The sequence below is a fragment of the Uliginosibacterium paludis genome, assembly GCF_039631355.1.
In the GTDB taxonomy this organism is placed as follows: Bacteria; Pseudomonadota; Gammaproteobacteria; order Burkholderiales; family Rhodocyclaceae; genus Uliginosibacterium; species Uliginosibacterium paludis.
The window spans coordinates 733,114-760,011 of the sequence record NZ_JBDIVF010000002.1; the positions used below are offsets into that span (position 1 = coordinate 733,114).

22 protein-coding genes are annotated in these 26,898 nt (G+C 64.8%); 14 read left to right on the top strand and 8 right to left on the bottom strand.

Annotated elements, in window-relative coordinates; all coding sequences use genetic code 11:
* The first annotated feature begins 4 nt into the window (after nt 1-4).
* The 7 genes from ABDB87_RS08445 (at nt 5) to ABDB87_RS08475 (ending at nt 8,202) form a co-directional block, all read left to right on the top strand.
* Nucleotides 5-658 (top strand): amino acid ABC transporter permease, encoded by a 654-nt coding sequence (locus ABDB87_RS08445; protein WP_345925914.1) that lies wholly within the window; start codon nt 5-7, stop codon nt 656-658.
* The gene (locus ABDB87_RS08450) at nt 655-1,443 is read left to right on the top strand and encodes an amino acid ABC transporter ATP-binding protein (protein WP_345925916.1); all 789 of its coding nucleotides are present in this window, start codon (nt 655-657) and stop codon (nt 1,441-1,443) included. The genes ABDB87_RS08445 and ABDB87_RS08450 overlap by 4 nt, the downstream gene beginning before the upstream one ends.
* Nucleotides 1,444-1,858: 415 nt before the next feature.
* Nucleotides 1,859-4,915: a formate dehydrogenase-N subunit alpha gene (fdnG, locus tag ABDB87_RS08455; RefSeq protein WP_345926067.1), complete on the top strand. Its 3,057-nt coding sequence runs from the start codon at nt 1,859-1,861 to the stop codon at nt 4,913-4,915.
* Between the two features lie 10 nt (nt 4,916-4,925).
* Nucleotides 4,926-5,840: a formate dehydrogenase subunit beta gene (gene fdxH / locus ABDB87_RS08460; protein ID WP_345925918.1), complete on the top strand. Its 915-nt coding sequence runs from the start codon at nt 4,926-4,928 to the stop codon at nt 5,838-5,840.
* A complete protein-coding gene (locus ABDB87_RS08465) occupies nt 5,837-6,457 on the top strand; it encodes a formate dehydrogenase subunit gamma (RefSeq protein WP_345925921.1) in 621 nt (206 codons plus the stop codon). The genes fdxH and ABDB87_RS08465 overlap by 4 nt, the downstream gene beginning before the upstream one ends.
* Before the next feature lie 5 nt (nt 6,458-6,462).
* Nucleotides 6,463-7,356: a formate dehydrogenase accessory sulfurtransferase FdhD gene (gene fdhD / locus ABDB87_RS08470; RefSeq protein ID WP_345925923.1), complete on the top strand. Its 894-nt coding sequence runs from the start codon at nt 6,463-6,465 to the stop codon at nt 7,354-7,356.
* A gap of 33 nt (nt 7,357-7,389) precedes the next feature.
* Nucleotides 7,390-8,202 carry a formate dehydrogenase accessory protein FdhE gene (locus ABDB87_RS08475; protein WP_345925925.1) on the top strand — a complete coding sequence of 271 codons (813 nt, stop codon included), beginning with the start codon at nt 7,390-7,392 and terminating at the stop codon, nt 8,200-8,202.
* Between the two features lie 71 nt (nt 8,203-8,273).
* Here the strand turns inward: ABDB87_RS08475 and ABDB87_RS08480 are convergent, their stop codons facing one another.
* Nucleotides 8,274-8,972 (bottom strand): hypothetical protein, encoded by a 699-nt coding sequence (locus ABDB87_RS08480; protein WP_345925927.1) that lies wholly within the window; start codon nt 8,970-8,972, stop codon nt 8,274-8,276.
* A gap of 65 nt (nt 8,973-9,037) precedes the next feature.
* Here ABDB87_RS08480 and ABDB87_RS08485 point away from each other — a divergent pair, with 65 nt between their 5' ends.
* On the top strand, nt 9,038-10,948 hold the full coding sequence (locus tag ABDB87_RS08485) for an ATP-binding cassette domain-containing protein (protein ID WP_345926070.1): 1,911 nt from the start codon (nt 9,038-9,040) through the stop codon (nt 10,946-10,948).
* Here ABDB87_RS08485 and ABDB87_RS08490 read toward each other — a convergent pair whose 3' ends face one another.
* A complete protein-coding gene (locus ABDB87_RS08490; RefSeq protein WP_345925928.1) occupies nt 10,949-11,938 on the bottom strand; it encodes a sodium-dependent bicarbonate transport family permease in 990 nt (329 codons plus the stop codon).
* Nucleotides 11,939-12,025: 87 nt separating this feature from the next.
* Between ABDB87_RS08490 and ABDB87_RS08495 the strand changes: the two genes are divergently transcribed.
* Nucleotides 12,026-12,940 (top strand): LysR family transcriptional regulator, encoded by a 915-nt coding sequence (locus ABDB87_RS08495; RefSeq protein WP_345925929.1) that lies wholly within the window; start codon nt 12,026-12,028, stop codon nt 12,938-12,940.
* Between the two features lie 43 nt (nt 12,941-12,983).
* Here the strand turns inward: ABDB87_RS08495 and ABDB87_RS08500 are convergent, their stop codons facing one another.
* Nucleotides 12,984-14,519, bottom strand: coding sequence for a pectate lyase family protein (locus ABDB87_RS08500; protein WP_345925930.1), 1,536 nt, complete (start codon nt 14,517-14,519; stop codon nt 12,984-12,986).
* Between the two features lie 275 nt (nt 14,520-14,794).
* The gene (locus tag ABDB87_RS08505) at nt 14,795-15,973 is read right to left on the bottom strand and encodes a BaiN/RdsA family NAD(P)/FAD-dependent oxidoreductase (RefSeq protein ID WP_345925932.1); all 1,179 of its coding nucleotides are present in this window, start codon (nt 15,971-15,973) and stop codon (nt 14,795-14,797) included.
* A 116-nt stretch (nt 15,974-16,089) separates the two neighbouring features.
* On the opposite strand from ABDB87_RS08505, the gene rng reads away from it, so the two are divergent.
* A complete protein-coding gene (gene rng / locus ABDB87_RS08510; RefSeq protein ID WP_345925933.1) occupies nt 16,090-17,544 on the top strand; it encodes a ribonuclease G in 1,455 nt (484 codons plus the stop codon).
* Between the two features lie 74 nt (nt 17,545-17,618).
* Here rng and ABDB87_RS08515 read toward each other — a convergent pair whose 3' ends face one another.
* The gene (locus tag ABDB87_RS08515) at nt 17,619-19,244 is read right to left on the bottom strand and encodes a pectate lyase family protein (RefSeq protein ID WP_345925934.1); all 1,626 of its coding nucleotides are present in this window, start codon (nt 19,242-19,244) and stop codon (nt 17,619-17,621) included.
* A gap of 210 nt (nt 19,245-19,454) precedes the next feature.
* Here ABDB87_RS08515 and ABDB87_RS08520 point away from each other — a divergent pair, with 210 nt between their 5' ends.
* Nucleotides 19,455-20,117, top strand: a complete 663-nt coding sequence (locus ABDB87_RS08520; protein ID WP_345925936.1) for an HAD family hydrolase — start codon at nt 19,455-19,457, stop codon at nt 20,115-20,117.
* Here ABDB87_RS08520 and ABDB87_RS08525 read toward each other — a convergent pair whose 3' ends face one another.
* Nucleotides 20,118-20,564, bottom strand: coding sequence for a GNAT family N-acetyltransferase (locus ABDB87_RS08525; protein WP_345925938.1), 447 nt, complete (start codon nt 20,562-20,564; stop codon nt 20,118-20,120). It abuts the gene before it with no gap.
* 142 nt (nt 20,565-20,706) lie between these two features.
* Here ABDB87_RS08525 and ABDB87_RS08530 point away from each other — a divergent pair, with 142 nt between their 5' ends.
* Both ABDB87_RS08530 and ABDB87_RS08535 read left to right on the top strand, forming a co-directional pair.
* On the top strand, nt 20,707-21,012 hold the full coding sequence (locus tag ABDB87_RS08530) for a high-potential iron-sulfur protein (protein WP_345925940.1): 306 nt from the start codon (nt 20,707-20,709) through the stop codon (nt 21,010-21,012).
* A gap of 149 nt (nt 21,013-21,161) precedes the next feature.
* The gene (locus ABDB87_RS08535; RefSeq protein WP_345925942.1) at nt 21,162-22,358 is read left to right on the top strand and encodes an NnrS family protein; all 1,197 of its coding nucleotides are present in this window, start codon (nt 21,162-21,164) and stop codon (nt 22,356-22,358) included.
* A 65-nt stretch (nt 22,359-22,423) separates the two neighbouring features.
* On the opposite strand, the gene ABDB87_RS08540 is transcribed toward ABDB87_RS08535, so the two are convergent.
* Together ABDB87_RS08540 and ABDB87_RS08545 are read right to left on the bottom strand one after the other, a co-directional pair.
* Nucleotides 22,424-24,544: a pectate lyase family protein gene (locus ABDB87_RS08540; RefSeq protein WP_345925944.1), complete on the bottom strand. Its 2,121-nt coding sequence runs from the start codon at nt 24,542-24,544 to the stop codon at nt 22,424-22,426.
* A 194-nt stretch (nt 24,545-24,738) separates the two neighbouring features.
* The gene (locus ABDB87_RS08545; protein WP_345925946.1) at nt 24,739-26,175 is read right to left on the bottom strand and encodes a cryptochrome/photolyase family protein; all 1,437 of its coding nucleotides are present in this window, start codon (nt 26,173-26,175) and stop codon (nt 24,739-24,741) included.
* 152 nt (nt 26,176-26,327) lie between these two features.
* Here ABDB87_RS08545 and ABDB87_RS08550 point away from each other — a divergent pair, with 152 nt between their 5' ends.
* Nucleotides 26,328-26,897: a YqgE/AlgH family protein gene (locus ABDB87_RS08550; RefSeq protein WP_345925948.1), complete on the top strand. Its 570-nt coding sequence runs from the start codon at nt 26,328-26,330 to the stop codon at nt 26,895-26,897.
* The last annotated feature ends 1 nt before the right edge of the window (nt 26,898 follow it).

A 26,898-nucleotide genomic window follows, 5' to 3' on the forward strand; every position in this document is an offset into this window, starting at 1 on the left:
CGGCATGCAAGAATTCCTCGAACTCCTGCCCCGCTTTGCCGTTGCAGCGCTGCTCACGCTCGAACTGAGTCTCGCAGGTGCCGCGCTGGGGCTTGCCGGCGGCTTCCTGCTGCATCTCTTTCGGCTGGGCGGCGGGCGGGTCTTTGCGCTGGGTTGCGGAGTCTATGTGTGGCTGCTGCGCGGCACGCCCTTCCTCTCCCAGCTCTTCATCGTCTATTTCGGTCTGCCGGTGCTGGGCCTGAGGCTCTCCGCGCCGGAAGCGACCGTGGTGTCGCTGGCCTTCTATTCGGCCGCCTATTTCAGCGAGATCTTCCGCGCTGGCTGGGCCGCGATTCCGCGCGGGCAGATCGAGGCGGCGCATGCCTTCGGCATGACTTCCCGCGCGCGCTTCTGCCACATCGAGCTGCCGCAGGCGCTCGCCTTCGCCCTGCCGCTGCTCGCGAACCAGCTGATCCTGGTAATCAAGGAGAGCGCGGTGGCGTCGATCATCACCGTGCCTGAGCTGACGATGACGACCAGCAACATCATTGCCTCAACCTATTCCTATGTCATGCCTTATGCACTGCTGATCGCCGGCTACTGGCTGCTGACCCAGTCGGTCGCCTGGCTTGCGCAGCAGGCGGCCCGGCGCATTCCCTTCCTGAGGACGCCCTCATGAGTACCCTGCCCATCCTCAAGCTGCGCGCGGTCGGCAAATCCTACGGTGAGAACCGCGTGCTCAAGGGCATCGATCTGGATGTGATGCGCGGCGAAATCGTGACCCTGATCGGCCCCTCCGGCTCGGGCAAGACCACCGCGCTACGCTGCATGAATTTTCTCGAGGCCTATGACGAGGGCGAGATCTGGATCAAGGGCCAGCTGCTGGGTTACAGCACCGGCGAGCAGGGCCGCCGCACGCGCGACAGCGAGGCCGCGATAGCCGAAGTGCGGCGCCCGGTGGCGATGGTGTTCCAGCAGTTCAACCTGTGGCCGCACATGAGTGTGCTGGCCAATGTGGCCGCGCCGCTGATCCTGGCCCGCCGCATGGCGAAGGACGAAGCACGGCGCAAGGCGCTCGCTGCCCTGGAGCGGGTCGGCATGGCGCACAAGGCGGAAGCCTATCCGGCGCGCCTGAGCGGCGGCCAGCAGCAGCGGGTGGGCATTGCCCGCGCACTCGCAGTGGAGCCGGAACTGATGCTGCTCGACGAGCCGACCTCGGCGCTGGATCCGGAATTGGTCGAGGAAGTGCAGGGCGTGATCCGCTCGCTCGCGCAGGACGGCATGACCATGGTGATGGTGACCCACGAGATGGGCTTCGCCGCGAAGATCTCGAACCGGGTCGTGTTCATGGAAGGCGGTCTGGTCGTCGAAAGCGGCCCGCCGGGCGAGCTCTTCGGCCACAGCCGCACACCGCGCCTGCAGCAGTTCCTGAAGCCCTGGCTCGAGCGCAGTCTGGCGCCTTGATTGCTGCGCTGCGGCGCGCTCAGGCAGGCGTGATCCGCAAGGCGCCGGGCAGGGGCCGCACCTTCCCGCCTGCATCGAGCCGCGCGTGACCGGCTGCCTTGAAGTCGGAACCGTGCATGCCAGCACCCCGTGAAGACGGGGCCTGCCGACGTCCGGGAGGCTGGGGCGACTACGAATAGCCAGCCGCGCGTTGTGGGTTTAAGTTCACCTTCGTGACATACTGTTTGACCCTGGTCAGATGGATTACCCGGGCGCGTGCTAGCCGAAGCGTTTCGCTTGCAGACGAATGACAGCTGCAAGCAGACCTCTCTCCGCTTGCACCGCGCTGCGCCGCACGGTGGAGTCGGGCAGATCCGGAACTGGCCCCAACCTGGAGGTTTTCATGGACACAGCGAATCGTCCGGCGGCAGGTGGCATGCAGATGAGCCGGCGCCAGTTCTTCAAGATATCGGCGGCCGGTCTCGGCACCTCGGGCCTGGTGATGATGGGGGCCTATTCCGGCGAGGCGCATGCCGAAGTGCGCGCCTACCGGCTCTCGCGAGCGCGCGAAACGCGCAACACCTGCACCTACTGCTCGGTCGGCTGCGGTGTGCTGATGTACAGCCTGGGCGATGGCGCGAAGAACGCGAAAGCCGAAATCATCCACATCGAGGGCGATCCGGATCATCCGGTCAGCCGCGGCGCGCTGTGCCCCAAGGGGGCGGGCCTGCTCGACTTCATCCATTCGCCTGGCCGCCTGAAGTATCCCGAGGTGCGCGAGCCCGGCAGCAAGGAATGGAAGCGCATCTCCTGGGAAGAAGCGATCCACCGCGTGGCCAAACACATGAAGGCGGACCGCGACGCGAACCTCGTCGAGAAGAATGCCGAAGGCGTGCCGGTCAATCGCTGGCTCTCGACCGCCATGCTGACGGCATCGGCTTCGTCGAATGAAACCGGCATCCTGACGCAGAAGTTCATGCGCTCGCTGGGCATCGTGGCGACCGACGCCCAGGCCCGCGTCTGCCACGGCCCCACGGTGTCGGCCCTGGCCTCCACCTTCGGCCGCGGTGCGATGACCAACAGCTGGGTCGACATCAAGAATGCCGACTTCATTCTGGTCATGGGCGGCAATGCCGCCGAGGCGCACCCGGTCGGCTTCCGCTGGGCGATCGAGGCGAAGAAGCAGCGCGGCGCCCGCCTGATCGTGGTCGATCCGCGCTTCAACCGCACCGCCGCGGTGGCAGACCACTATGTGCCGATCCGCGTCGGTTCCGACATCGTCTTCCTTGGCGGCATCATCAACTGGCTGATCAAGAACGACAAGATCCAGTGGGACTACGTCAAGGCCTACACCAATGCCAGCGCGATCATCCAGGAAGGCTATGGCTTCGACGAAGGCCTGTTCTCCGGTTTCGATGCCGAGAAGGGCGCCTACGACAAGAAGACCTGGAACTATGAGCTCGATGACAAGGGCATCGCGAAGGTGGACCCCACGCTGCAGCATCCGCGCTGCGTCTGGAATCTGCTCAGGCAGCACTACGCGCGCTACACGCCGGAAGTGGTCGCGGACCTCACCGGCAGCCCGATCGAGGGTTTCGAGCTGGTCTGCAAGCATCTGGGCGAGACCTGCACGCCCGACAAGGTCGGCACCATCCTCTACGCGCTGGGCTGGACGCAGCACACCACCGGCGCGCAGAACATCCGCACCATGGCGATGATCCAGCTGTTGCTGGGCAACATCGGCATGCCCGGTGGCGGTGTGAATGCCCTGCGCGGCCACTCCAACATCCAGGGGCTGTCTGATCTGGGCCTGCTGTCGACCTCGCTGCCGGGCTATCTGCCGCTGCCGAACGAAAAGCAGCACACCACGCTGGACGCCTATCTGACCGCCAATACCCCCAAGACCCTGCGTGACGGCCAGCTCAATTACTGGGGCAACACGCCGAAGTTCTTCATCAGCATGATGAAGTGGTTCTGGGGCGACAAGGCCACGAAGGAGAACAACTGGGGCTACGACTGGCTGCCGAAGTGGGACAAGATGTACGACGTGCTCCACATCACCGAGCTGATGTACCAGGGCAAGATCAATGGCTTCGTCGTGCAGGGCTTCAACCCGCTGGCTTCCTTCCCGGACGCGCACAAGGTGCGGGATGCCTTCTCGAAGCTCAAGTACATGGTGATCATCGACCCGATCGCCACCGAAACCTCCACTTTCTGGCAGAACCACGGCGAGTCGAACGATGTGGATCCCTCGCAGATCCAGACCGAAGTCTTCCGCCTGCCTTCCACCTGCTTCGCCGAGGAAGACGGTGCGATCGTGAACTCCGGCCGCTGGCTGCAGTGGCACTGGAAGGGCGCCGAGCCCCCGGGCGAAGCACACAGCGACCAGGAGATCATCGGCGAGCTCTTCGTGGCGCTGCGGGATCTCTACCGCAAGGAAGGCGGCAAGGGCGCGGAGCCGGTGCTGAACGTGTCCTGGCCCTATGCCAATCCGAAGGCGCCCACGCCGGAAGAGCTGGCGAAGGAGCTCAACGGCCGCGCGCTCGCCGACATTCCCGATCCGGCCGACAAGAGCAAGGTGCTGGTGAAGAAGGGCGAGCAGCTGCCCGGCTTCGCGGCGCTGCAGGACGACGGCAGCACGCTGTGCGCCTGCTGGATCTTCTCCGGCTGCTGGACGCAGGCCGGCAACCAGATGGCACGGCGCGACAACACCGACGTCGGTCTGGGCAACACGCCGGGCTGGGCGTGGTCCTGGCCGGCCAACCGGCGCATCCTCTACAACCGTGCGTCCTGCGATCCGGCCGGCAAGCCCTGGGACGCGACCCGCAAGCTCATCGCCTGGAACGGCGAGCGCTGGGCCGGTGCCGATGTGCCCGACTTCAAGGTGGATTCACCTCCCGAGGCCGGCATGAACCCCTTCATCATGAACCCTGAAGGTTTCGGCCGCCTGTTCTGTACCGACAAGCTCGTCGACGGGCCTTTCCCGGAGCACTACGAACCGATGGAAACGCCGCTGGGCACCAACCCGCTGCATCCGAAAGTGGTCAACAGCCCGGCGGTGCGCATCTTCAAGAGCGACCGCGAGCGTCTGGGCAAGCACACCGAGTTCCCCTATGTCGGCACGACCTATCGCCTGACCGAGCACTTCCAGTTCTGGACCAAGTCGGTGCGGCTCAACGCGATTGCCCAGCCCGAGCAGTTCGTCGAGATCAGCGAGGTGCTGGCGAAGGAGAAAGGCATCGTGGCCGGTGACTGGGTCAAGATCAGCTCCAAGCGGGGCTTCATCAAGGCCAAGGCGGTGGTGACCAAGCGCATGAAACCGCTCACCGTGAACAAGCAGACGGTGCACCAGATCGGCATTCCGCTGCACTGGGGCTGGGAGACGGTGGCGCAGAAGGGCTACCTGACCAACATCCTGTCGCCGGCGGTGGGGGACTGCAACACGCAGACCCCCGAGTACAAGGCATTCCTGGTGAATCTGGAAAAGGCGTGAGGAGCTGACGATGGCACTGCAATCCCTGGACATCCTGCGTCGCTCGGCGACCACCACGCCCTCCACGCAGGTCCGCAACACCACCGAGGTGGCCAAGCTGATCGACGTGAGCGCCTGCATCGGCTGCAAGGCCTGTCAGGTGGCCTGTTCCGAATGGAACGAGATCCGCGAGGAAGTCGGTCACAACATCGGCGTCTATGACAACCCCACCGACCTCTCGGCCAAGGCCTGGACGGTGATGCGCTTCAACGAGGTGGAGGAGAACGGCCGCCTCGAATGGCTGATCCGCAAGGACGGCTGCATGCACTGCGCCGACCCCGGCTGCATGAAGGCCTGTCCGTCGCCGGGCGCGATCATCCAGTACAAGAACGGCATCGTCGATTTCCACGAGGAAAACTGCATTGGCTGCGGTTACTGCGTGACCGGCTGCCCCTTCAACGTGCCGCGCATCTCGAAGGAGGACGGCAAGGCCTACAAGTGTTCGCTCTGCTCCGACCGCGTGGCGGTGGGGCAGGAACCGGCCTGCGTGAAGACCTGTCCGACCGGTGCGATCCAGTTCGGCAGCAAGGAAGACATGAAGGACTACGCCGAGACCCGGATCGCCGATCTGAAGTCCCGCGGCTATGACAAGGCGGGGCTCTACGATCCGCAAGGCGTCGGCGGCACGCATGTGATGTATGTGCTGCATCATGCCGACAAGCCCGATCTCTACAGCGGTCTGCCCGCCAATCCCTCGATCAGCCCGATGGTGTCGCTGTGGAAGGGCGTGGCCAAGCCGCTGGCGACGCTGGCACTGGCCGGGGTGGCGCTGGGCAGCCTGTTCCACTATGTCATGAAGGGCCCGAACGAAGTCTCGAAGCAGACGGAAGACGAGATCGAGGAAGAAGACCGCCTCGAACGTGAACGGAAGGAAGGTGCAAAATGATCCGCGATCCGAAAGACCTCAAGCGTTACAACGCCTCCGAGCGGGCCAATCACTGGATCGTGGGCATCAGCTTCATCCTGCTCGCGCTCTCCGGCCTGGCCTTCTTCCATCCGGCCTTCTTCCCGCTCACCCAGCTGTTCGGCGGGCCGGTGTGGACGCGCATCCTGCATCCCTGGGTGGGCGTGATCATGGCGCTGGCCTTCCTCATCATCTTCGTGCGCTTCTTCCGCCTCAACCTCGTGACGCCGGCGGACATCGAGTGGCTCAAGAAAGCGAAGAACATGGTCGACGGCAATGACCATGACATGCCGGAGCAGGGCAAGTACAACGGCGGCCAGAAGATGCTGTTCTGGACGCTGGGCGTGTGCATGCTGCTGATGACGGTATCCGGCCTGCTGATGTGGCGCAGCATGATCCATGTGCCGACCGAGCTGGTCCGCGTGGCGGTCGTGGTGCATGCCGCGACCGCTTCGGTGATGATCGGCCTGATCTTCGTGCATGTGTATGCCGCGATCTGGGTGAAGGGCACGATCCGTGCGATGTGGTACGGCACGGTCACCCGGGCCTGGGCGCGTCAGCACCATCGTGGCTGGTATCGCCAGATGACGGGGAAATAATCCGGATGAGCGATTCCTGCCGGCTTCCGCCCTGCGATGCCGGGGCGGACGGAGAGCTTCGGCCGCCCGCGCCCAGTGCCGTGCTGCAGGTCGTGCGGATGCGTGCGGCCGGGCGCACGGCGGTGGAAGACGAAGTCCTGGAAGAAGTGCCGGTGGCGCTGAGCTACAACGGCGTCTCGCATGCCGTGATGCTGGCTACGCCGTCCGATCTCGAAGACTTCGCGCTGGGCTTCAGCATCAGTGAAGGCATCGTGTCGGCGCCGCAGGAAATCCATGACATGGAGATCCTGCCGGGGCCGGACGGCATCGTGATCGAGATGCGGATCGCCACCCCGCGCTTTCTTGCGCTCAAGGACGCCCGGCGCACCCTGGCCGGGCGCACCGGCTGCGGCCTCTGTGGCGTCGAGCGCCTGGCCCAGGCCATCCGGCCCGTGCCGGAGCGGCCGAAGGCCGGCGCACCGATCGCGCTTGCGGCGATTGATGAAGCCCTGCGCCAGCTGCCGCACTGGCAGCCTCTGCGCGAGCTGACCGGCGCGTCGCATGCGGCGGCCTGGGTCGATGCGGGCGGGCAGATCCGTCTGGTGCGCGAAGATGCCGGTCGTCACAACGCGCTCGACAAGCTCGGCGGCGCCCTGCTGCGCAGTGGCCTGCCGGTCGCCGAGGGCTTCGTGCTGACCAGCAGCCGCGCCTCCTACGAAATGGTGCACAAGGCGGCCAGCATCGGCGCCACCGCGTTGATCGCGGTCTCTGCACCGACCGCGCTGGCCATCCGCACCGCCGCGGCCGCCGGAATCCTGCTGGCCGGCTTTGCCCGGCCCGGCCAGCTTGTTGCCTATACCGATGCGGAACGCCTGAGCGGCGAGCTGCCGTCCGCCGACGCGTCCCGTACCTTCATGTAACGCGGGCTTGTACCGCGTACGGAGAGAGATCCGATGAATCTGCCCCAGACCCTGCCTTCCTCGATTGCGCCGCCACGGGTCCTGCCGCCGGCCGACCGGCTGTTTGCACGCCGTGCGGAACGCCTGCGCAAGCTGAGTGCAGGGCATCCGATGGCCCGCTGGATGGAGTGGCTGGCCAGCGTGTCCGACTGCCAACAGAAGATGTTTGAGCGCGCCCCGGAAGTGCAGGCCGAGCCCCTGACGGCCTGGCGAGCGATGTATGACGAACTTTGCGCCGCGCTGGATCGGCCGGCCGGCAACGAGGATGCAGCGCTGCAGGCCCGCGTCGACCACTGCCTCGCCTTCGCCGCAGGGCGGGAGGCGGGTGAAGGTCGTGACCAGACGGATGTCATGGTGGCCGCCGCGCTGCAGGTGGCCTGGGCCCGGGCCTCGCGCCAGCGTTGCGCGCAGGCACTGCCGGCGATCACGCACCGCGAGCAGTGCCCCTGCTGTGGCAGCGCGGCGATCGGAGGCGTGGTCATGGCTGGGGATGGCCGGGGCGGTTTGCGCTATCTGGAATGCGCGCTCTGCGCCACCCGCTGGCATGTGGTGCGGGCCCACTGCAGCCTGTGCGACAGCACCGGCGAGGTGGCCTACCTCGGGCTGGAAGGCACTGCCGGAGAAGTGCAGGCTGAAACCTGTGCGGCCTGCACCGGCTACATCAAGCTCTTCTTCGAAGCCCGCGCCCCCGGCATCGACCCGGTCGCCGATGATCTCGCGACGCTGGTGCTCGATGTGCTGGTTGGCGAGGAAGGTTTCGCCCGCGGCGCGCCGAATCTGCTCCTGGTCGCCGGCGAAGCGGTCTGAGACGCAGCGGGGCGCCGGCGCTTTCCGCCGTGCGTCCGGACTGTCATTGCCAGTGCGGGAAGGCGCGTCGCTCAGCGTGGCGCGCTGGATGCCGCTTCGGCCGCCTTCTTCTTTTTCTTTTCCAGGTATTCCTGCTCGTGCCGGGCATAGCGCTCCGCATCCTGACGGGCCTGGGCAGCGCGTGCCGCCGCGGCGTCGTTGCGTGCCTTGCGGTCCGCTTCGGCCTTGCGCACGCGTTCGGCGCGTTCGGCATCCGCCTTGGCCTGGTTGCCAGGATCAACCCTGGCCGGCGGGGCGCTCTTCGGTCGCGCCGGAACGGGGGGCACCGAGTCCGCCGTCGGGGCCGCCGGTTTCCGGTCGGGCTCGGCTTCGGCCGGCAGCGGCCGGGCGGTGGGCTTGGGCTCGGCCTTTTCCATCATGTCCAGCTCCACCTTGCGTGCTTTCGCCACGCGATCGATCTGGTTCGCGTCGATATCGAGCTGGCGCACGACCTTCATGCGATCGATGTTTTCCTTGCGGACCCGGTCACGACACGCATTCACCAGAATCTTCGCGTAGCAGGCGGCGTCGTCGCGCTTGCGGATGGCTTCCGCCTCGGCACGGAGCCGGTCCGCCTCGCGACGCATGTCGGCCGCCCGGTGTTCGCTGGCTTCGGCTTCGGCGAAGGTGGCGGGCTCCGGCGGCAGGCCGGGCGAAGGTGTCGGGCCTTCGGCAAAGGCGCGGAACGCTGTGAGCAGCAGGAGCAGCAGTGCAGGCTTCTTGATCGGCATGGAGGAGCAGGGCCACGGTGGCCTGTAGAATGCGGTTCGATCCCATTGTCCCAGACCCTTCCGCCTTGATCCAGTTCCGCAAGCTTGCACTCGCACGGGGTGCGCGTCGCCTGATCGACGATCTTTCCCTCCAGATCCATCCGGGCTGGCGTATTGGCGTGGTCGGCGCCAATGGCACCGGCAAGTCCAGCCTGTTTGCCTTGCTGCGCGGCGAGCTTCATCAGGACCAGGGCGAGCTGGAAATCCCCGCCGTCTGGACGATTGCGCATGTGGCGCAGGAAACGCCGGCACTGGCCATGAGTGCGCTCGATTACATCCTTGAAGGGGATGCCGAGCTGCGCCGCGTGCAGCGCGAGCTGGAAGCGGCCGAGGCCGCGCAGGACGGCCATCGCATCGGCGAACTCCACACCCGTCTGCAGGAAATCGACGGCTATTCCGCCAATGCCCGCGCCAGCACGCTGCTGCATGGGCTGGGGTTCGCGGATGCCGACTTCGCCCGGCCGGTGTCCGATTTCTCCGGCGGCTGGCGGATGCGCCTCAATCTGGCGCAGGCGCTGATGTGCCGATCCGACCTGCTGCTGCTCGACGAGCCGACCAACCACCTGGATCTCGACGCGGTGGTGTGGCTCGAAAAATGGCTCGCGGCCTACCGCGGCACGCTGCTGCTGATTTCGCACGACCGCGATTTCCTTGACGCCTGCGTGACCCACATTGCCTATCTCGATCAGCAGCGGCTGACTCTCTACACCGGGGACTACGACGCCTTCGAGGATCAGCATGCCGCGCAACTCGCGCAGCAGCAGGCGCTGTTTGAGAAGCAGCAGCGTGAAGTAGCGCATCTGCAGAAATACATCGACCGTTTCCGCGCCCAGGCCACCAAGGCGCGTCAGGCGCAGAGCCGGATCAAGGCGCTCGCGCGCATGGAGCGGATTACCGCGGCGCACGTCGACACCCCCTTCGATTTTTCCTTTCCGGTGCCGGACCGCGCGCCGGACCCGATGGTGACCCTGCGCGACGTGAAGCTCGGCTATGGCGAGAAAACCATTCTCGACGGCGTGAAGCTGGAGCTGCGACCCGGCGCCCGTCTGGGCCTGCTGGGCCCCAACGGCGCGGGCAAGTCCACGCTGATCAAGCTGCTCTCGGGCGAGCTTGACGCACAGAGCGGCACGGCGCTGCTGGGCAAGGGCGTGGTGCTCGGCTACTTCGCCCAGCACCAGCTCGAACAGCTCCGGCCGGACGAATCTCCCCTGCAGCATCTTGTCCGGCAGGAGCCGATGACGCGCGAGCAGGATCTGCGCGACTACCTTGGCGGCTTCGATTTCCGCGGCCCGATGGCGGACGCGAAGGTCGGCCCCTTCTCCGGCGGCGAGAAATCCCGACTCGCACTGGCGCTGCTGATCCGGCACAAGCCGAATCTGCTGCTGCTTGATGAGCCGACCAACCACCTCGATCTCGAGATGCGCCACGCACTCACCCTGGCGCTGTCCGAATATGAAGGCAGCATGGTGCTGGTCAGCCACGATCGCGCCTTGCTGCGGACCGTCTGCGATGATTTCCTGCTGGTCGCCGACGGTGCTGCGAAGCCCTTCGACGGCGATGTCGATGACTATCTCGTCTGGCTCGAAGCGCGTCGTTCGCGCGAGGCGGCGGCTCGTGTCGACGTGCAGGCCGCTGACGACAAGGCAGCGCGCATTGCCAGCCGTGAGGCCGAGAAGGCCGATCGCCAGGCGCGCATCACGCGCCGCCGCCCCTTGCTCAAGGAGCTGGAGCAACTCGAACGCAAGCTCTCCGGCTGGCAGGGCGAGAAGAAGCTGCTAGACGAGCGCGTGTCCGACCCGGCGCTCTACGCGAGTGGCGACGGCGCGCTGGTGCAGAGTCTGCTCAAACGCCAGGGCGAGCTGGCCGCGAGCATCGAAGCGGCCGAGGAGCGCTGGCTGGAGATCCAGACCGAGCTGGAAGCGATCGGCGAGGTCTGATCAGCTGGCAAAGCGATGGGCCACGCTCACGTAAAGCGGGATGCCGACGAAGAGATTCAGCGGCAGCGTCAGGCCCAGTGACATGCCCAGATACAGCGAGGGGCTGGCTTCCGGTACCGCCTCGCGCAGCACCGCGGGCACCGCGATGTAGGAGGCGCTGGCCGCCAGCACCATCAGCAGGCTGGTGTCGCCAGCCGGCAGGCCCAGCAGCCGGGCAAGCCCGAAAGCCAGCGCGGCATGGACCAGCGGGGCCAGCAGTGCATACAGGATCAGCGCCGGCGGCTGGCCGCGCAGGGCAGGCAGCTTGCGGGCGGTCATCAGGCCCATGTCCAGCAGGAAAAAGGCCAGCATGCCCTTGAAGAGATCGGCTGAAAAAGGCTGCATGGCGGCCTTGCCGGCTTCGCCGGTCAGCAGGCCGATCAGCATTGCGCCGAGCAGCAGCAACTGCGCACCATCGGTGAAGGATTCATGCAGCAGCTTGCCGAGCCCGCCGCCCGGGGGTGTGGCCAGCGTCAGGCTGCCGTTGGCCTGGAGGCCGGCTGCGGAACGCCGCAGGCGGTTGGCCATCAGCACGGCGAGCAGGATCGCCGGGGATTCCATCATCGCCATGGCCGCCGCCATGTGGCCGCCGAAGGCCAGACCGCGTGTTTCGAGGTACTGGGTCGCGGTAATGAATGTCACGGCGCTGACCGAGCCGTAGGTTGCCGCGAGTGCTGCCGCATCGAAGGGGCCGCAGAGCCGGCGCAGCAGCGGCAGCCCCAGCAAGGGCACGCCGACGGCCAGCAGCAGCGCGGCCGCCAGACTGGCGGACACCGAGGCGCTGAAGCCGGAATGGGCCAGCGCGAAGCCGCCTTTCAGCCCGAGGGACATCAGAAGATAGAGCGACAGGAAGCGCGAGATCGCGGGCGGGATCTCCAGATTGGAACGGAGCAGGCCGGCGATCACGCCGAAGAGGAAAAACAGGATGCTGGGATCGAGCAGGACGGACATGGGGACTCCTTGGTTTGCGCCAAGCTTAGGGATGTCCTGCTATCAGGTAAAATAGATATTCAGTCGATATCACATAGATAAAAATCTATGAATACCAGTTTTCGCCAGCTTCGCCTCTTTCTTGCCCTGGCCGAGAAAGGCAGCGTCAGCGCTGCGGCCCAGGCCTGCCATGTCACCCAACCGACGGCGTCGATGCAGCTGCGCGAGCTGGCCGATGCGGTCGGGCTGCCCTTGCATGAAGTCATCGGCCGCAAGGTTTTCCTGACACCGGCGGGCGAGGAGCTGGCCCGCACGGCGCGCGCCATGGCCGATGAGTGGGAGGCTTTCGAACAGCGCATGGCCGCGATGAAAGGGCTGACCCGCGGCCGGCTCCGGGTGGCGGTGGTGAGCACGGCGAAGTACTTCGTGCCGCGCCTGCTGGGCGGATTCTGCGCAAGTCATCCCGAAATCGATATTTCGCTGGAGGTTCTCAACCGCGATGGTGTGCTGGCGCGCCTGCGCGAGAATCTTGATGACTTGAGCATCATGTCGATTCCGCCCGGGGACCTGGATATCGAATGCCATGAGTTTCTCGACAATCCACTGGTTCTGGTCGCTCCCGCGCGGCATCCGCTGGTGTCGGAAAAGGGGCTTCAGCTGGGCGATCTGGCCAGTGAGCGCTTCATCCTGCGCGAAGCCGGGTCGGGCACGCGGCAAGCCGGGGACGCACACTTCCGGGCCTGCGGATTCCAGCCCCGTGTGAGGCTCGAGCTTGGCAGCAACGAGGCCATCAAGCAGGCGGTGGCGGGCGGCATGGGGCTGTCGCTGCTGTCGCGGCATGCGCTCGGACAGGCCGATGAGAGCCTGCTTGCCGAGCTGGATGTGGCCGGCTTTCCCCTGCCGGCGCATTGGTACATCGTCTATCCGCGTGGCAAGCGTCTGTCGCCGATCGCCAGCGTCTTCCTGCAGCATCTGAAAGCCGCGGCGGACCAGCCATCAGAGCCCGTGCCGCCCCGGAAATGAAAACCCCCGCCGGAGGGCGGGGGTTAGTGACATGCCGGGGCGCTCAGTTCTGCGTGGAGCACTTGTTCGGGTTGCCGCCGGGGTCGGAGCCGAAGACGGCCACGGTGCAGGCAACGCTCTTGCCCACACCGACGTACTTCGTCACCCAGCTGCCCTTGCGGCCAAAGGCGACCCAGCCGGTGCCCTTGCTGACCGCACAGGTGCCGCCCAGATCCGCGCACTTGCTGAAGCCATCGGGATAGTCACCGGTGCCGGTCAGGACCGGCGCACCCGAGGAGGAGCTGCTCGAAGAGCTGCTGGACGAAGCGGCACTGCTCGATGAAGCCGCGCTGCTCGACGAGGACGCTGCTGCCGACGAAGAGGAGGACGAAGCCTTGGACGAGGAGCTGCTTGAGGCCGTGCTGGACGAAGAGCTGCTCGTGCCGCAGGCCGAGGCGACCAGGGTCGCGCCATTCTTGCCCACACCTGCATAGCTCGGCAGCTTGTCCTTCACGCACTGGGCCGAGACCGGCTCGTAGGTGTAGGTCAGCGTCTTCGGGAACACGGCGGTGGTGGTCCAGGCCGACGCGCTCTTGTCGCCGCTTGCCGGCGTGGTCCAGGTAATGTTGTAGGTCGCGAAGTCAGCGGTGCTCAGGATGTTGTTGTTGCGCAGATCCCAGAAGCCGCAGTTGCTGCCGCTGTCATAGAAGCAGACCACCGGGTTGACGGCGTTCACGAAGTAGTTGCGTTCGATCAGGGCGTAGCCAGCCTGACGGGTGTTGATGCCCGAGCTGGTGATGCCGTCATACAGGTTGTTGTAGACGTGAATCCAGCCACCGCGCTGCAGCGGCAGGCGGGCGTTCACGTTCTTGTAATAGTTATGGTGATAGGTGATTTCACGGCCGCCATCGATATCGGAAGAGGACGAACCGTCCAGACCGACCTTCTTGCTGTCGTGAATGAAGTTGTATGACACGGTGATGTTGTGCGAAGCCTTCTTGATGTCGATGGCCGACTCGAAGGTGAGGTCGCCGTCGGGCGAGCCGTTGCATTCGTTGTTGACCGCAAAGAGCTCGTTGTGATCGATCAGCACGTTCGAGGCGCTGTCGATACGGATCATGTCGGCGTCATTCGATGCGCCGCCCAGGGCACCGATCTTCATGTTCTTGACCACGACGTTGCTCGAGCCGCCGTTGATCACGATCCCGAAGTTGGCGGAAGAGCCATTGGCGCCTTCGATGGTGATGCCGGCCGTGTAGTTCTTGATTTCGAAATAGCGGTAGGCATCGCTCCAGTGCGGGTTCGGGCAGTTGTGGTTCGCGTCGATCGTCGAGTCCTTCACGATCTGCGCGATCAGCGCATCTTCATTGCCGGTATAGGTGATGTGGAGCGGGTAGGCGCCGGTGGCGACCTTGGTGCCGGCATCGTTGTAGCGTGCATTCGCGATGATGGTGGCAATTTCCGAGTAGGTGGACGCGGTGAATTTGCGCGCCGTGGAAATGTTGCCGTCGGCGGTCGCGAAACCGCCAGTCGAGGCAGCAAAAGCAGTGCCGGCCATCATCGCGGCAAGGGCCGCTGTAGCCTTGAGAGTGAAACGCATGGTCTGTCTCCTGAGTCGTATTGATATTCGCCAGGACCCGCTCATGCATTCGTTTGGGTACTTGGCGACGCCGCGTATGTTGCGGGTGCCGAATTAATGCAATTTGTCGGCAAATAAACAAGACTTCTGGGCAGATTTCGGGGTGGAATAAGACGGACGGACGGTGATAATTCGTCCTTATTCCCAATTAGGCATGTTTCCGGAATCATTTGTCATGCAAATATCCGGAGTTTTCTTGTGTTGTCAGACACATCAGGCCCTTTTTCGGGCCTTTTTCACAATGCCTGCCCGCAGGCATGAGCGCTGGCCCATGCCCACTGGAAGTTGTAGCCCCCGAGCCAGCCGGTGACGTCCATGACTTCCCCGACAAAGTAGAGGCCAGGATGCTGGCGGGCCATCATGGTTTTCTGGTCAAGCGCGCGGGTATCCACGCCGCCCAGCGTGACTTCCGCCTTGCGATAGCCTTCTGAACCGGAAGGCTTTAGTTCCCATCGCTTGATCCGGGCGGCCAGCGCCCGCAGCGCCTTGTCGCCCGCTTCGGCGATCGGGCGCGCGCCAAGGCCTGCCTGCGCCACGAAGAGCTCAGCCATGCGGCGCGGCAGCCACTGGGCGAGCACGCTCACTACATGCTGGCGTGCCCCCTGCTTGGCAGCCAGCAGGGCGGCTTCGAGATCCAGGTCCGGCAACAGATCGATGCTCAGGGTGTCTCCGGGTTGCCACCAGGAGGAGATCTGCAGGATCGCCGGGCCGGACAGGCCCCGGTGGGTGATCAGCAGGTCTTCGCGGAAGAAGCCGTCCCGGCAGCGCAGTTCGACCTCAAGGGCGATGCCGGCAAGCTCTGCAAACGGCGCGCTTGCCGCGTCGAACGTGAGGGGGACCAGACCCGGGCGGGGCGGGATGACGGGAATGTCGAACTGGCGGGCGATGCGATGGCCGAAGTCCGTCGCGCCGATCTTCGGAATGGAGAGGCCGCCGCTTGCGATGACCAGGCTGGTCGATTCGACCGGGCCGGCGTCGGTCTCGATGAGCCAGCCCGCATTGTCGTGCCGTACCGCCTGCACGGTGCAGGGCTGGCGCCAGCTTACATTGCCGAGCGCGCACTCGGCCCGCAGCATGTCGATGATGTCCTGCGCGGAGCGGTCACAGAAGAGTTGCCCCTTGTGTTTTTCATGCCAGGGAATGTTGTAGCGCGCGAGCAGCGCCAGGAAATCCTGCGGGCTGTAGCGGGAGAGCGCGGAACGGCAGAAATGCGGATTGGCGGAGTGGTAGTTGGCCGGACCGGCTTGCAGGTTCGTGAAGTTGCAGCGGCCGCCGCCCGAGATGCGGATCTTTTCGGCCAGGTTTGCCGCGTGATCGATCAGCAGCACATTGCGCCCGCGCTGGCCTGCCACGGCTGCGCACATCATGCCGGCTGCACCGGCGCCAATCACGACTGCATCGAATTTCTGGCTCATCAGGGGTCTCCTTCGGGCGCAGATGATAGCCCCTTGCGGCATTTGCCCCGGCGGGATCGCGAGCGCCGCCAGCCTTGCCGGTAGAATGTCGGCACACAACGAATTCCGGGTGCCCCATGAGCGAGGCTTATCTCATCAACTTCACACCGCAGGAGACGCGTGTCGCGCTGCTCTACAACGGTGTCGTGCAGGAGCTGCACATCGAGCGCGAGCGTGCGCGCGGTTTCGTCGGCAATGTGTATCTGGGCCGTGTGGTGCGCGTGCTGCCGGGCATGCAGTCGGCCTTCATCGACATCGGCCTCGAGCGCACCGCTTTCCTGCATGTCGCGGACATCTGGGTAGACCGGGCGGCGGGCGAGTCCCCGCGACCGATTGAGCGCATTCTCGCGGAGGGGCAGAACATCGTCGTGCAGGTGCTCAAGGATCCGATCGGCACCAAGGGCGCGCGATTGTCGACCCAGCTTTCCATCGCCGGCCGCCTGCTGGTGTATCTGCCTCAGGACAAGCACATCGGCATATCCCAGCGCATCGAGAGCGAAGCAGGCCGCGAGGCGCTTCGGGCGCGGCTGCAGGGCCTGCTGCCGGCAGACGAAAAAGGGGGCTTCATCGTTCGCACCCAGGCCGAGCAGGCCAGTGACGAAGAACTTTCGGCGGACGTGAGCTACCTGCGCAAGCTCTGGGCCGAAATCCAGAGCCAGCGCATGAGCGGCGCACCGCCGGCACTGCTCTATCGCGATCTCAGCCTTGCCCAGCGCGTGTTGCGGGATCTGGTGGGCGCCGACACCGAGAAAGTCGTGATCGACTCGCGCGAAAACTTCCAGAAGCTCTCGCAGTTTGCGGGGGATTACATGCCGCGCATGGCTGGCATGCTCGAGCATTATTCAGGCGAGCGGCCCTTGTTCGATCTGCATGGCGTCGAAGAGGAAATCCAGAAGGCACTGGCCAGACGTGTGGATCTCAAGAGCGGCGGCTACCTGATCATCGATCAGACGGAAGCGCTGACCACCATCGATGTGAATACCGGCGGTTTCGTTGGTGCGCGGACCTTCGACGACACGATCTTCAAGACCAATCTCGAAGCAGCCCAGGCCATCGCACGCCAGCTGCGCATGCGCAACCTCGGCGGCATCATCCTGCTTGACTTCATCGACATGGAAAACGAGGAGCATCGGCTGACCGTGCTGGCCGAGCTGACCCGCGCGCTGGCGCGTGACCACACCAAGGTTTCGGTGGGCGGCTTTACCTCGCTCGGCCTGGTCGAGATGACGCGCAAGCGCACCCGCGAATCCCTGGCACACGTGCTCTGCGAAACCTGCCCGACCTGCGGCGGACGCGGTGAGGTCAAGACCTCGCGCACGATTGCCTATGAAGTCATGCGTGAAGTGGTGCGCGAGGCACGCCAGTTCAATGCACGTGAGTTCCGCATCCTGGCGGCACCCGTCGTGGTGGACCTCTTCCATGAGGAAGAAGCCCAGGCGATTGCCAATCTGCAGGACTTCATCGGCAAGCCGATTTCCTTTCACGCCGAAACCAGCTACACGCAGGAGCAATTCGACATCGTGCTGCTCTGAGGTCTTTCGGGCCTGCAACGAAAAAGCCCCCGCCGGCTTTGCCGGACGGGGGCTTTTTCCTGGTGCTGCCGCGATCAGTTGCGGAAGGAGCACTTGTTGGGGTTGCCGCCCGGGTCGGAGCCGAAGGCCGAAACGGTGCAGGCGATGCTCTTGTCCACGCCCACGTACTTCGTCACCCACTTGCCCTTGCGACCGAAAGCCACCCAGCCGGTACCGCGGGACGGCGTGCAGGTCTTGCCTTCATCCGCGCACTTGCTGAAGTTGTTGGGGTAGTCACCCGTGCCCGACAGCACCGGAGCGCCCGACGAGGAAGAGGACGACGAGGACGCGCTGCTGGCGGCGCTCGATGACGAGCTCGACTTGGAGCTGCTCGAGCTCGACTTCGCGCTGCTGCTGGAGCTGCTGGCCTTGGCGCTGCTGCTCGAACTGCTTGCCTTGCTGCTGGCGGCGCTCGAAGCAGCGGCGCTGGAGGATGCGCTCGACTTGGACGAGCTGGAGGCCGCAGCACTGGAAGCGGCAGACGAGCTGGCCGAGCTGCTCGAGCCGCTGCAGGCCGAAGCGGTCAGCTGGGCGCCGTTCTTGCCGACACCGGCGTAGAGCGGCAGCTTGTCCTTCACGCATTGCGGCGTAACCGGCTCATAGGTGTAGCTCAGCGTCTTCGGGAAGACGCCCGTCGTCGTCCAGTTGTTGGCATTGATGCCACCCGAGCCAGCGTCGTTCCAGGTGATGTTGTAGGTCGCGTTGTCTGCAGCGCTGGTTGCGTTGTTGTTGCGCAGGTCCCACTTGCCGCAGTTGGCGGTGTCATAACGGCAGGTGACCGGGTTGTTCGCGTTCTGGAACCAGTTCTTTTCGATCAGCGCGTAGCCGCCGGTGCGCACGTTGATGCCGGAATCCGTGATGCCGTCGTACAGGTTGTTGTAGACGTGGATCCAGCCACCGCGCTGCAGCGGCAGGCGGGCGTTCACGTTCTTGTAGTAGTTGTGGTGATAGGTGATTTCGCGACCGTTGCCGATGTCGGAGGCGGAAGAGCCATCCAGACCGACCTTCTTGCTGTCGTGAATGAAGTTGTATGACACGGTGATGTTGTGCGAATCCTTCTTGATGTCGATGGCGGATTCGAAGGTCAGGTCGCCGTCGGGCGAGCCCTTGCACTCGTTATTGACCGCGAACATTTCGTTGTGGTCGATCAGCACGTTCGAGGCGCTGTCGATACGGAACATGTCGGCATCATTCGATGCGCCGCCCAGGGCGCCGATCTTCATGTTCTTGACCACGACGTTGCTCGAACCGCCGTTGATCACGATACCGAAGTTGGCGGAGGAGCCATCCTTGCCTTCGATGGTGATGCCGGCGGTGTAGTTCTTCACCTCCACATAGCGATAGGCGTCGCTCCAGTGCGGGTTCGGGCAGTTATGGTTCGCGTCGATCGTCGAGTCCTTCACGATCTGGGCGATCAGCGCGTCTTCATTGCCGGTGTAGGTGATGTGCAGCGGATAGGCACCGGTGGCGACCTTGGTGCCGGCGTCGTTGTAACGTGCCTTCTCGATGATGCTGTTGATTTCCTGATACGTCGCGGCGGTGAATTTGCGGGCCGAGGCGATATTGCCGTCCGCCGTGGCAAAGCCACCGGTCGACGCGGCAAAGCTCTGGCTGCTCATCAGTGCGACAGCCAGGGCGGTCGCCTTCACAATGGTTTTCATCCGGATCACTCCTGCGTTGGAATATATGAACGTGACATGCGTGGCGCACCCGCGCCCGAACCGGATGGGATTGAGACATCCCGGGGTTTACCCGACAACCGCTTTCTGGCCACCGTGCGACGCCGTCCGATGGACGGAGCACTGCGGATCACAGGCGATAGAATGAGGCTCTTCCCGCTCATCGGGAGCTGACAGGTTTGCCAATCCCTCATGCTGAACATTCCGCGTCCCCAGGCTGTCATTTTTGACATGGATGGTCTTTTGCTCGATTCCGAGCGCGTCGCGCTGGCCTCTTTCGAAGAGGCGGCCACGGCACTCGGTGCGCCCTGGACGCGCGAGCTGGGGCTCTCGCTGGTTGGACGCAGCGCGCGGGATTGCGACACCATCATTGCCCGCGCCTTCGGCGAGGCTTTTCCGCTCGAACCCCTGCGCGAGCGCTTCAGCGAGATCTATGACGCAAAGGTTGCCGCAGGCAGCATTCCCCTCAAGCCCTGGGTCCGCGAGCTGCTGGACTGGCTCGAGGCGGCGCGGATTCCGCGCGCCGTGGCGACCTCGACCTTCCGCAAGCGGGCCGAAGCCAAGCTTGCCCGGGCGCATCTGCTGCAGCGCTTCGACGCGATGGCCTGCGGGGACGAAATCCTGCGTGGCAAGCCTGCGCCGGACATCTACGAACTGGCCGCACAACGGGTCGGTGCCGAGCCGCGGGACTGTCTGGCGCTTGAGGATTCGAATGTCGGCATCCGTGCGGCCGTCTCGGCCAGCATGAGGGCGGTGATGGTGCCCGACCTGCTGCAGCCGGACGCGGACATCCGCCGTTATGGCGTGCCGATCGTGCCTTCACTCAAGGAGGTGCTGATCGCCCTGCAGGGTTGATCACTCCAGGCGCATCAGGAAGGCCTGCTTTGCATGGCGCGAAAAGCCGCAGGCCTCGTAGAACGCGAAGGTGGCCGCATCAAGCCGCCCGGTCTGCAACATGAGCTTGTAGCAGCCGGCCTCCCGGGCGAGCAGGGTGGCGTGCTGGAGCAGCGTGCGACCGTAACCCCGGCGCCGGAAGGCGTCCGAGGTGACGACGTTCTCGATCAGACCGAAGGGGCGAGCGCCGCGCGTGAGATTGGGAACGAGCACCAGCATGCACGACGCGGCCAGCTGCTCACCGGCGAAGCCGCCGAGCAGTGTCAGGCCGGGCGTGGCCTGTATCTGCTGCCACACCTGACGGGCGACATTTTCCTCGGTTGCGCCGTCTGCCGGATGCAGTTCGCGATACAGCGCCAGCAGATCAGGCAGATCGGCATCAGTCAGGACGCGGATGAACAGACTCATGGTGTTGCCGTGAAAAATCACATATCGTCATTGTGCTGCAGACATGTTCCTCATGCGAAAACTGCAGCGCAGCCCAGCTTGACGCAAGACGTGCATCCCGGCGATTCTTGCGGATTGACCCTACAGATGACAGGAGTTTGATATGGATAGCCGCCGCCGTTCCATTCTGCTTGCCGCCCCGGCATTCGCCTTCGGCCTGACCGCCATGCGTGACGCCCTGGCCCAGGCTCGCGTTCCCGAATCCGATCCGACCGCCACGGCGCTCGGCTACAAGGAAGATGCCAGCAAGGTTGATGCTGCCAAGTACAAGACCTACGTCAAGGGCAATACCTGCGCCAACTGCAATTTCTACAAGAGCTCGAATGCCAACGAAGGGACCTGCATGGCGCTGGGCAATCGTCTGGTTGCCGCCAAGGGCTGGTGCTCGGCCTGGGTCAAGAAGGCCTGAGCCTTTTCACCGCCTGACCGGAACGGCCTGCCGCGTGCAGGCCGTTTTTCTTGCGGGGCAGGCAATCCGGGCACTTGATGCGTGATAAGGCACGCATGCTGGCGGATTGGCCACAATGAAGGCATCCCCTGTAGCAGAGCGTGCTCATCATGCCGGTCATTCCGATTGCCGAACCCCGCCGCAAACCGCTTGTGCCACCCTCCGGCTGTGCCGCGCTGGCGCTGGGTTTTCGCCCTTTCTACCTGCTTGGCGCCGGGCTTGCCGCGCTGCTTGTGCCGCTCTGGATCCTGCTGCTGGGCGGCCTGCTGCGGATCGATGCCGGCATCTCGCCGCTGCTCTGGCATGGCCACGAAATGATCTTCGGTTTTGCGGCCGCGATCATCGTCGGTTTCCTTTTTACCGCCGGGAAGAACTGGACCGGCCTGGCCACGCCGAACGGCGCGCCGCTGGGCTGGCTGGCCGCACTGTGGCTGGCCGGGCGCATCGCCCCTTTCCTGTTGCCCGCGCTGCCGGCCGCTCTGATCGATCTGGCCTTCCTGCCGGTGGCAGCCATTCTGCTTGCCCGCGTGCTGATCCGCGCCGGCAGCCGCCGCAACTATTTCATCCTGGTGTTGCTCGCGGTCCTCACTGCGGCGAATGTGCTGAGCCATGCCGGTGCCCAGGGCTGGTTTGCGGTGTCACCGCTCACCGGGCTGCACCTGGCCATCGCGATGATCGCCACGCTGTGCACCGCGATTGCCGGCCGGATCGTGCCGAGCTTTACCGCCAATGCGCTGAAGACGGTGCCCTGGCGGCATGCGCGGGTGGATCAGCTGGCGATTGCCGGCACGGTCGCGAGCCTCGTGCTGTGGGCACTCGACGGCCCGGCGATTCTGGTCGGCCCGCTGGCCTTGGTGAGCTCGCTACTGCAGGCGGTGCGCTGCAATGGTTGGCGCCCCTGGGCCACGCTGCGCACGCCGCTGCTGTGGATCCTGCACCTGTCGCACGGCTGGCTGATCGTGGCCTTGCTGGTGCTGGCGGGTGCCAGCGCTGGCCTGCTGCCGGTGAGTGCGGTGGTGCACCTGCTGACCGTGGGCCTGATCTCGGGCCTCATCCTCGGCATGATCACGCGCACGACACTGGGCCATACCGGCCGCATGCTCAAGGCCGGGCGGATCGAGACCGCCTGCTACCTGCTGCTGCAGGCGGCCTTGCTGCTGCGCGTCCTGCCCCAGTTCGTCCTGCCGCAGCATTACCTCACCGGTCTCCAACTGTCGGCTGCGTGCTGGGCGCTGTGCTTCGCGCTTTACCTGTGGAAATACGCCCCGATCCTGTGGCGGCCGCGGGTGGACGGTCAGGAGGGCTGATCGATACATCCCAACGAGAAAATGGCCACCCGAGGGTGGCCATTTTCATGGGAAGACGCCGTGCCTCAGTTGCAGGTCAGCGCGGCGAAACCCTTGCCGGCGCCGGCAACCTTGCTCAGGTTGTCCTTCACGCATTGCGCGGCGGCAGGCGAGTAGGCGTAGGTGATCTTGCCGGCGAGCGAATCGATGTCAGCCGAGGTGGCCGTGCTCGTCCACGTGTCGGCATTGAGCGTCCCGGCGGCACCACCATCATTGTCCCAGGTGATGTTGTAGGTGGCATTGTCCGCCGAGCTGGTGGCATTGTTGTTGCGCAGATACCAGCGGCCGCAACCAGTCGTGTCGTAGCGGCAGGTCACCGGGTTGAGCGCGTTCTGGAACCAGTTGTTTTCGATCTGGGCCAGACCGCTCGCACGCACGTTGATGCCCGAGCTGGTGATGCCGTCATACAGGTTGTTGTAGACGTGGATCCAGCCCCAGCGTTGCAGCGGCAGCCGCGCGTTCACGTTGCGGTAGTAGTTGTGGTGGTAGGTGATGGTGCGCTGGTAGTCGGACGTTCCACTGCTCTGGGTGTGACCATCCAGGCCGACCTTCTTGCTGTCATGGATGTAGTTGTACGACACGGTGATGTTCTGCGCGTTCTTCTTGATGTCGATCGCGGACTCGAAGGTCAGGTCCTTGTCGGGTGAGCCGTTGCACTCGTTGTTCACCGCGAACAGCTCGTTGTGGTCGACCCATACGTTGGACGAGTTGTCGATCCGGATCATGTCGGCGTCATTGCTTGCGCCGCCCAGCGCTCCGATCTTCATGTTGCGGATGATCACGTTGCCGGCATTGACCACGGTGATGCCGAAGTTCGCCGAGGAGCCGTCGGTGCCGATGATCGTGATGCCGGCGGTGTAGTCCTTCAGCGGCACCTCGCGGTAGGCGTCGGCCCAGTGACCCGCCGGGCAGTTGTGGTTGGCGTCGATGGTGCTGTCCGCCACGATCTTGGCGATCAGTGCGTCTTCATTGCCGCTGTAGACGATCAGCAGCGGATAGGCGCCTGCGGTGACCTTTTTGCCCGTGTCGTCAGTCCGCGCGGCGGTGATGATGGCATTCATGTCGTCCAGCGAAGCCGCGTACTTGACGCGGGCGCCCGCGAGCGTGCTGCCGATGACCTTGCCGTTGCTGTCGAATACCGGCAGACCGCCTGCTGCGGGCTGCGCGAATCCGCCCGCCGTGGTCGATTGCGTCGCGGCGACCGCGATGCTGCCGGAGCCTGCCGGAGCGCTGGACGTGGAGGCCGATGCGGCGCTCGACGCTGCGGTGCTGGACGAGGAGGCGGCCGATGACGACGTGCTGGTCGATGCCGCGGAGCTCGCCGAGCTGCTGGCCGTACCGCCGGTGTATTCAACCCGGATCGAGTTGATGCCCACCACCGCGCCGGATTCGGTACGCAGGCTGAGGAAGGAAGCGCTGGAGCCGATCGAGTCGGTGATGGTGATCGTGCTGCCGGCGCTCAACAGCGAAATCGCGGAGCTGTAGAGCTTGGAGTCGGATCCACGCGGCGAGGCGCTCGAGCTGGTGGTGTTGTTGTCTACGTAGACCTGGAACGCCTTGGTGGAGGTGCCGCTGACCGAGGCAATCTCGATGGTGATCCTGTAGGGCTTGCTGAGATCCAGCTCACCGCCGGGCGTGCTGCCGCTGGTGGTGTCTGCGCTGCTCAGTGCCCCGATCGTCATGCGGGCGCCGTCGAGTGACACGACGCCGTTGTTGAGCGTGACGGTGCCTGACTTGTTGATGAACATCGACTGGCTGCTGTTCGTGCTCAGCGTGCGATAGGTGCTGAACAGTGTGGTGGAGGTGGCGCTGTCGAAGCTTTCGGTAAACAGCGTGCTGCTCACCGGGACCGCCGACGAGGCACTGCTGCCTGCAGAGGAAGCAGCGTTGCCCGCCGCGCCACTCGATACGCTCGAGCTGCTGGAAGCATTGACGCTGCTGGCGCTGCTTGATGTCGTACCCGTCGCGCTGGAATTGCTGCTTGTGCTGCCGGCTGTTCCGGCAGAGGTGCTGCCGCCCGAGGCCGTGGCGCCGGCTTTGGTCTCCGCTTCGCCGGCGCCCCCGCCTCCCCCGCAGGCGCCCAGCGATACGAGAAACAGGGATGCGATCAGGGCTGCGGCCTGTCGCGCATGGTGATGGTGCTGCATGATGTTGTCTCCTCCGGATGCCGGATAGTTTTGTTGTTTTCTTGTAAGTATTTGTCCTACAAGTCTGGCAATCCTAAGAAGGAGTTTCGGTAGGGCGCAACCGAATGTTCGGCGTCAAGCACCGGATCCGTAAAAAACGTCAAATCCTGTTGTTTTTTTGCCGGAATGACTTCGGCATGGGGGGCGAGCGGGGCTTACGCCCCGGTGTTGCCACCCGCCGCCCGGAAGCGGGCCAGCGTGCGTTCGCGGGCTTCGGCGTGATCCACGACGGGCAGGGGGTAGTCTTCGCCCAGGCGCAGCCGGGTGGCCGCGAGCTCGGCTGGCTTCATCTTCCAGGGAGCGTGGATCAGTTTGTCAGGCAGCGCTGCGAGTTCGGGCACATAACGGCGGATGAACCTGCCCTGCGGATCGAATTTTTCCGACTGGGTGATCGGGTTGAAGATGCGGAACCAGGGCTGGGCGTCGCAGCCGGTGGAGGCGGCCCACTGCCAGCCGCCGTTGTTGGCGGCCAGATCGAAATCCAGCAGCCAGCGGGCGAAGAAGGCTTCGCCGCGGCGCCAGTCGATGCCCAGATCCTTGGTCAGAAAGCTGGCCGATACCATGCGCAGGCGGTTGTGCATGTAGCCGCTCTGCACCAGCTGGCGCTGAGCCGCGTCGACCAGCGGATAGCCGGTACGGCCTTCGCACCAGGCCTCGAACAGCGCGTCGGCGGCCGGACCGCTGTCCCAGCACAGCGCGTCGAACTCCGGCTTGTAGCAATGGCTGACGAGCTGGGGGTGGTTGGCCAGCAACTGCTGATAGAACTCACGCCAGACCAGCTCGGAGAGCCAGGTGTCGGCCCCTGCATGACCGCAGGCCTGGGCGTGCCGCACCAGCTCGCGGATTGACAGGGTGCCGAAGCGCAGGTGGGTGGAGAGGTAGGAGACGCCTTTCACCGCGGGGAAATCCCGCGCTTCATGGTAGTGCTTGAGGCGTGGCCGGAAATCGTCCCACAGCGCACGGGCGCCGCTCATGCCGGCGGCCAGGCGCAGGTCGCTGGCGGCAAAACCGATCTCGGCCAGACCCGGCATGCGATGCTCGAAGGGTGCGACCGCCAGGCCGGCGGTGAAGTCAGCGACCGGCCAGGCGCCGGTGTCGCGCGGCTGCAGGGCCTTGAGCCAGGCGTTGCGGTAAGGCGTGAAGACGCCGAAAGGCTTGCCGGACTGGGTCAGGATTTCGCGCCGCTCGAAAATGACCTGGTCCTTGAAGCTGCGGAAAACGATGCCCTGATCCTTCAGCCGGGCCGCCACGGTGGCGTCGCGGGTGACGGCGTCCGGCTCGTAATCATGGTTGGCGAACACGCTGACCACCCGGAGCTCGGCAGCCAGCCGGGGAATCTCGTCAATGGCCAGGCCGTGGCGCACGATCAGGCTGCCGCCCTGCTCACGCAGGCGGGTGTCCAGCTCGACCAGGCTGGCGTGGATGAAGGCCACCCGGCGATCGTCGCGCGGCAAGCCGTCGAGAATGGCGCGGTCAAACACGAAACCGCAATACACCTTGCGGTGAGATTGCAGGGCGTGCGAGAGCGCGGCGTGGTCGAAGTCGCGCAGATCGCGGCGGAACCAGACAAGGGCGGCGGGATCACGGCTCATGGCAGCACGGGCGGGCAGTGGCGGAGCCCGGAGTATGCCGCAAGCCGGCGACGGGCAGACCGCCTGACGGCGGGCCTCGCGCCGCCTTGCGATCTCTGCTTGACTGACAGTGGGCCGGGCGCAGCGGCGTTCGGCCGGGCAAACAGGGTAAAATGGCGACCGTGCAGAACACCAACCTCACCCATCACTTCCTGATTGCCATGCCCGGGCTGGCAGATTCCCCCTTTGAGCGTGCCGTGGTCTATCTGGCCGAGCACAACGAGGAAGGGGCGCTCGGCGTGATGATCAACCGCCCGCTCGAACTCTCGGTCAAGGAGCTGCTCGAGCGCGTCGACATTCCGCTGCAGAAGGCAGAGCGCGGTGACGAACTCGTTTATCTGGGCGGCCCGGTGCAGACCGACCGTGGCTTCGTGCTGCATCGTCCGCTGGGCGAATGGCAGTCCAGCCTGCGCGTCAATGAAGAGCTGGCGCTGACCAGCTCCAAGGATGTGCTGCACGCGCTGGCCGAGCGGGGCGAACCGGAAGAGGTGCTGATCGCGCTCGGCTATTCGGGCTGGAGTGCCGGGCAGCTCGAAGAAGAGCTCGCGCAGAATTCCTGGCTCACCGTGCCGGCCGATCCACGCGTGATTTTCGACGTGCCGCCCGAAGGCCGTCTGAATGCCGCAATGCAACTGCTCGGCATCGACTTCACGAATCTTTCCGATACCGCGGGACACGCCTGAA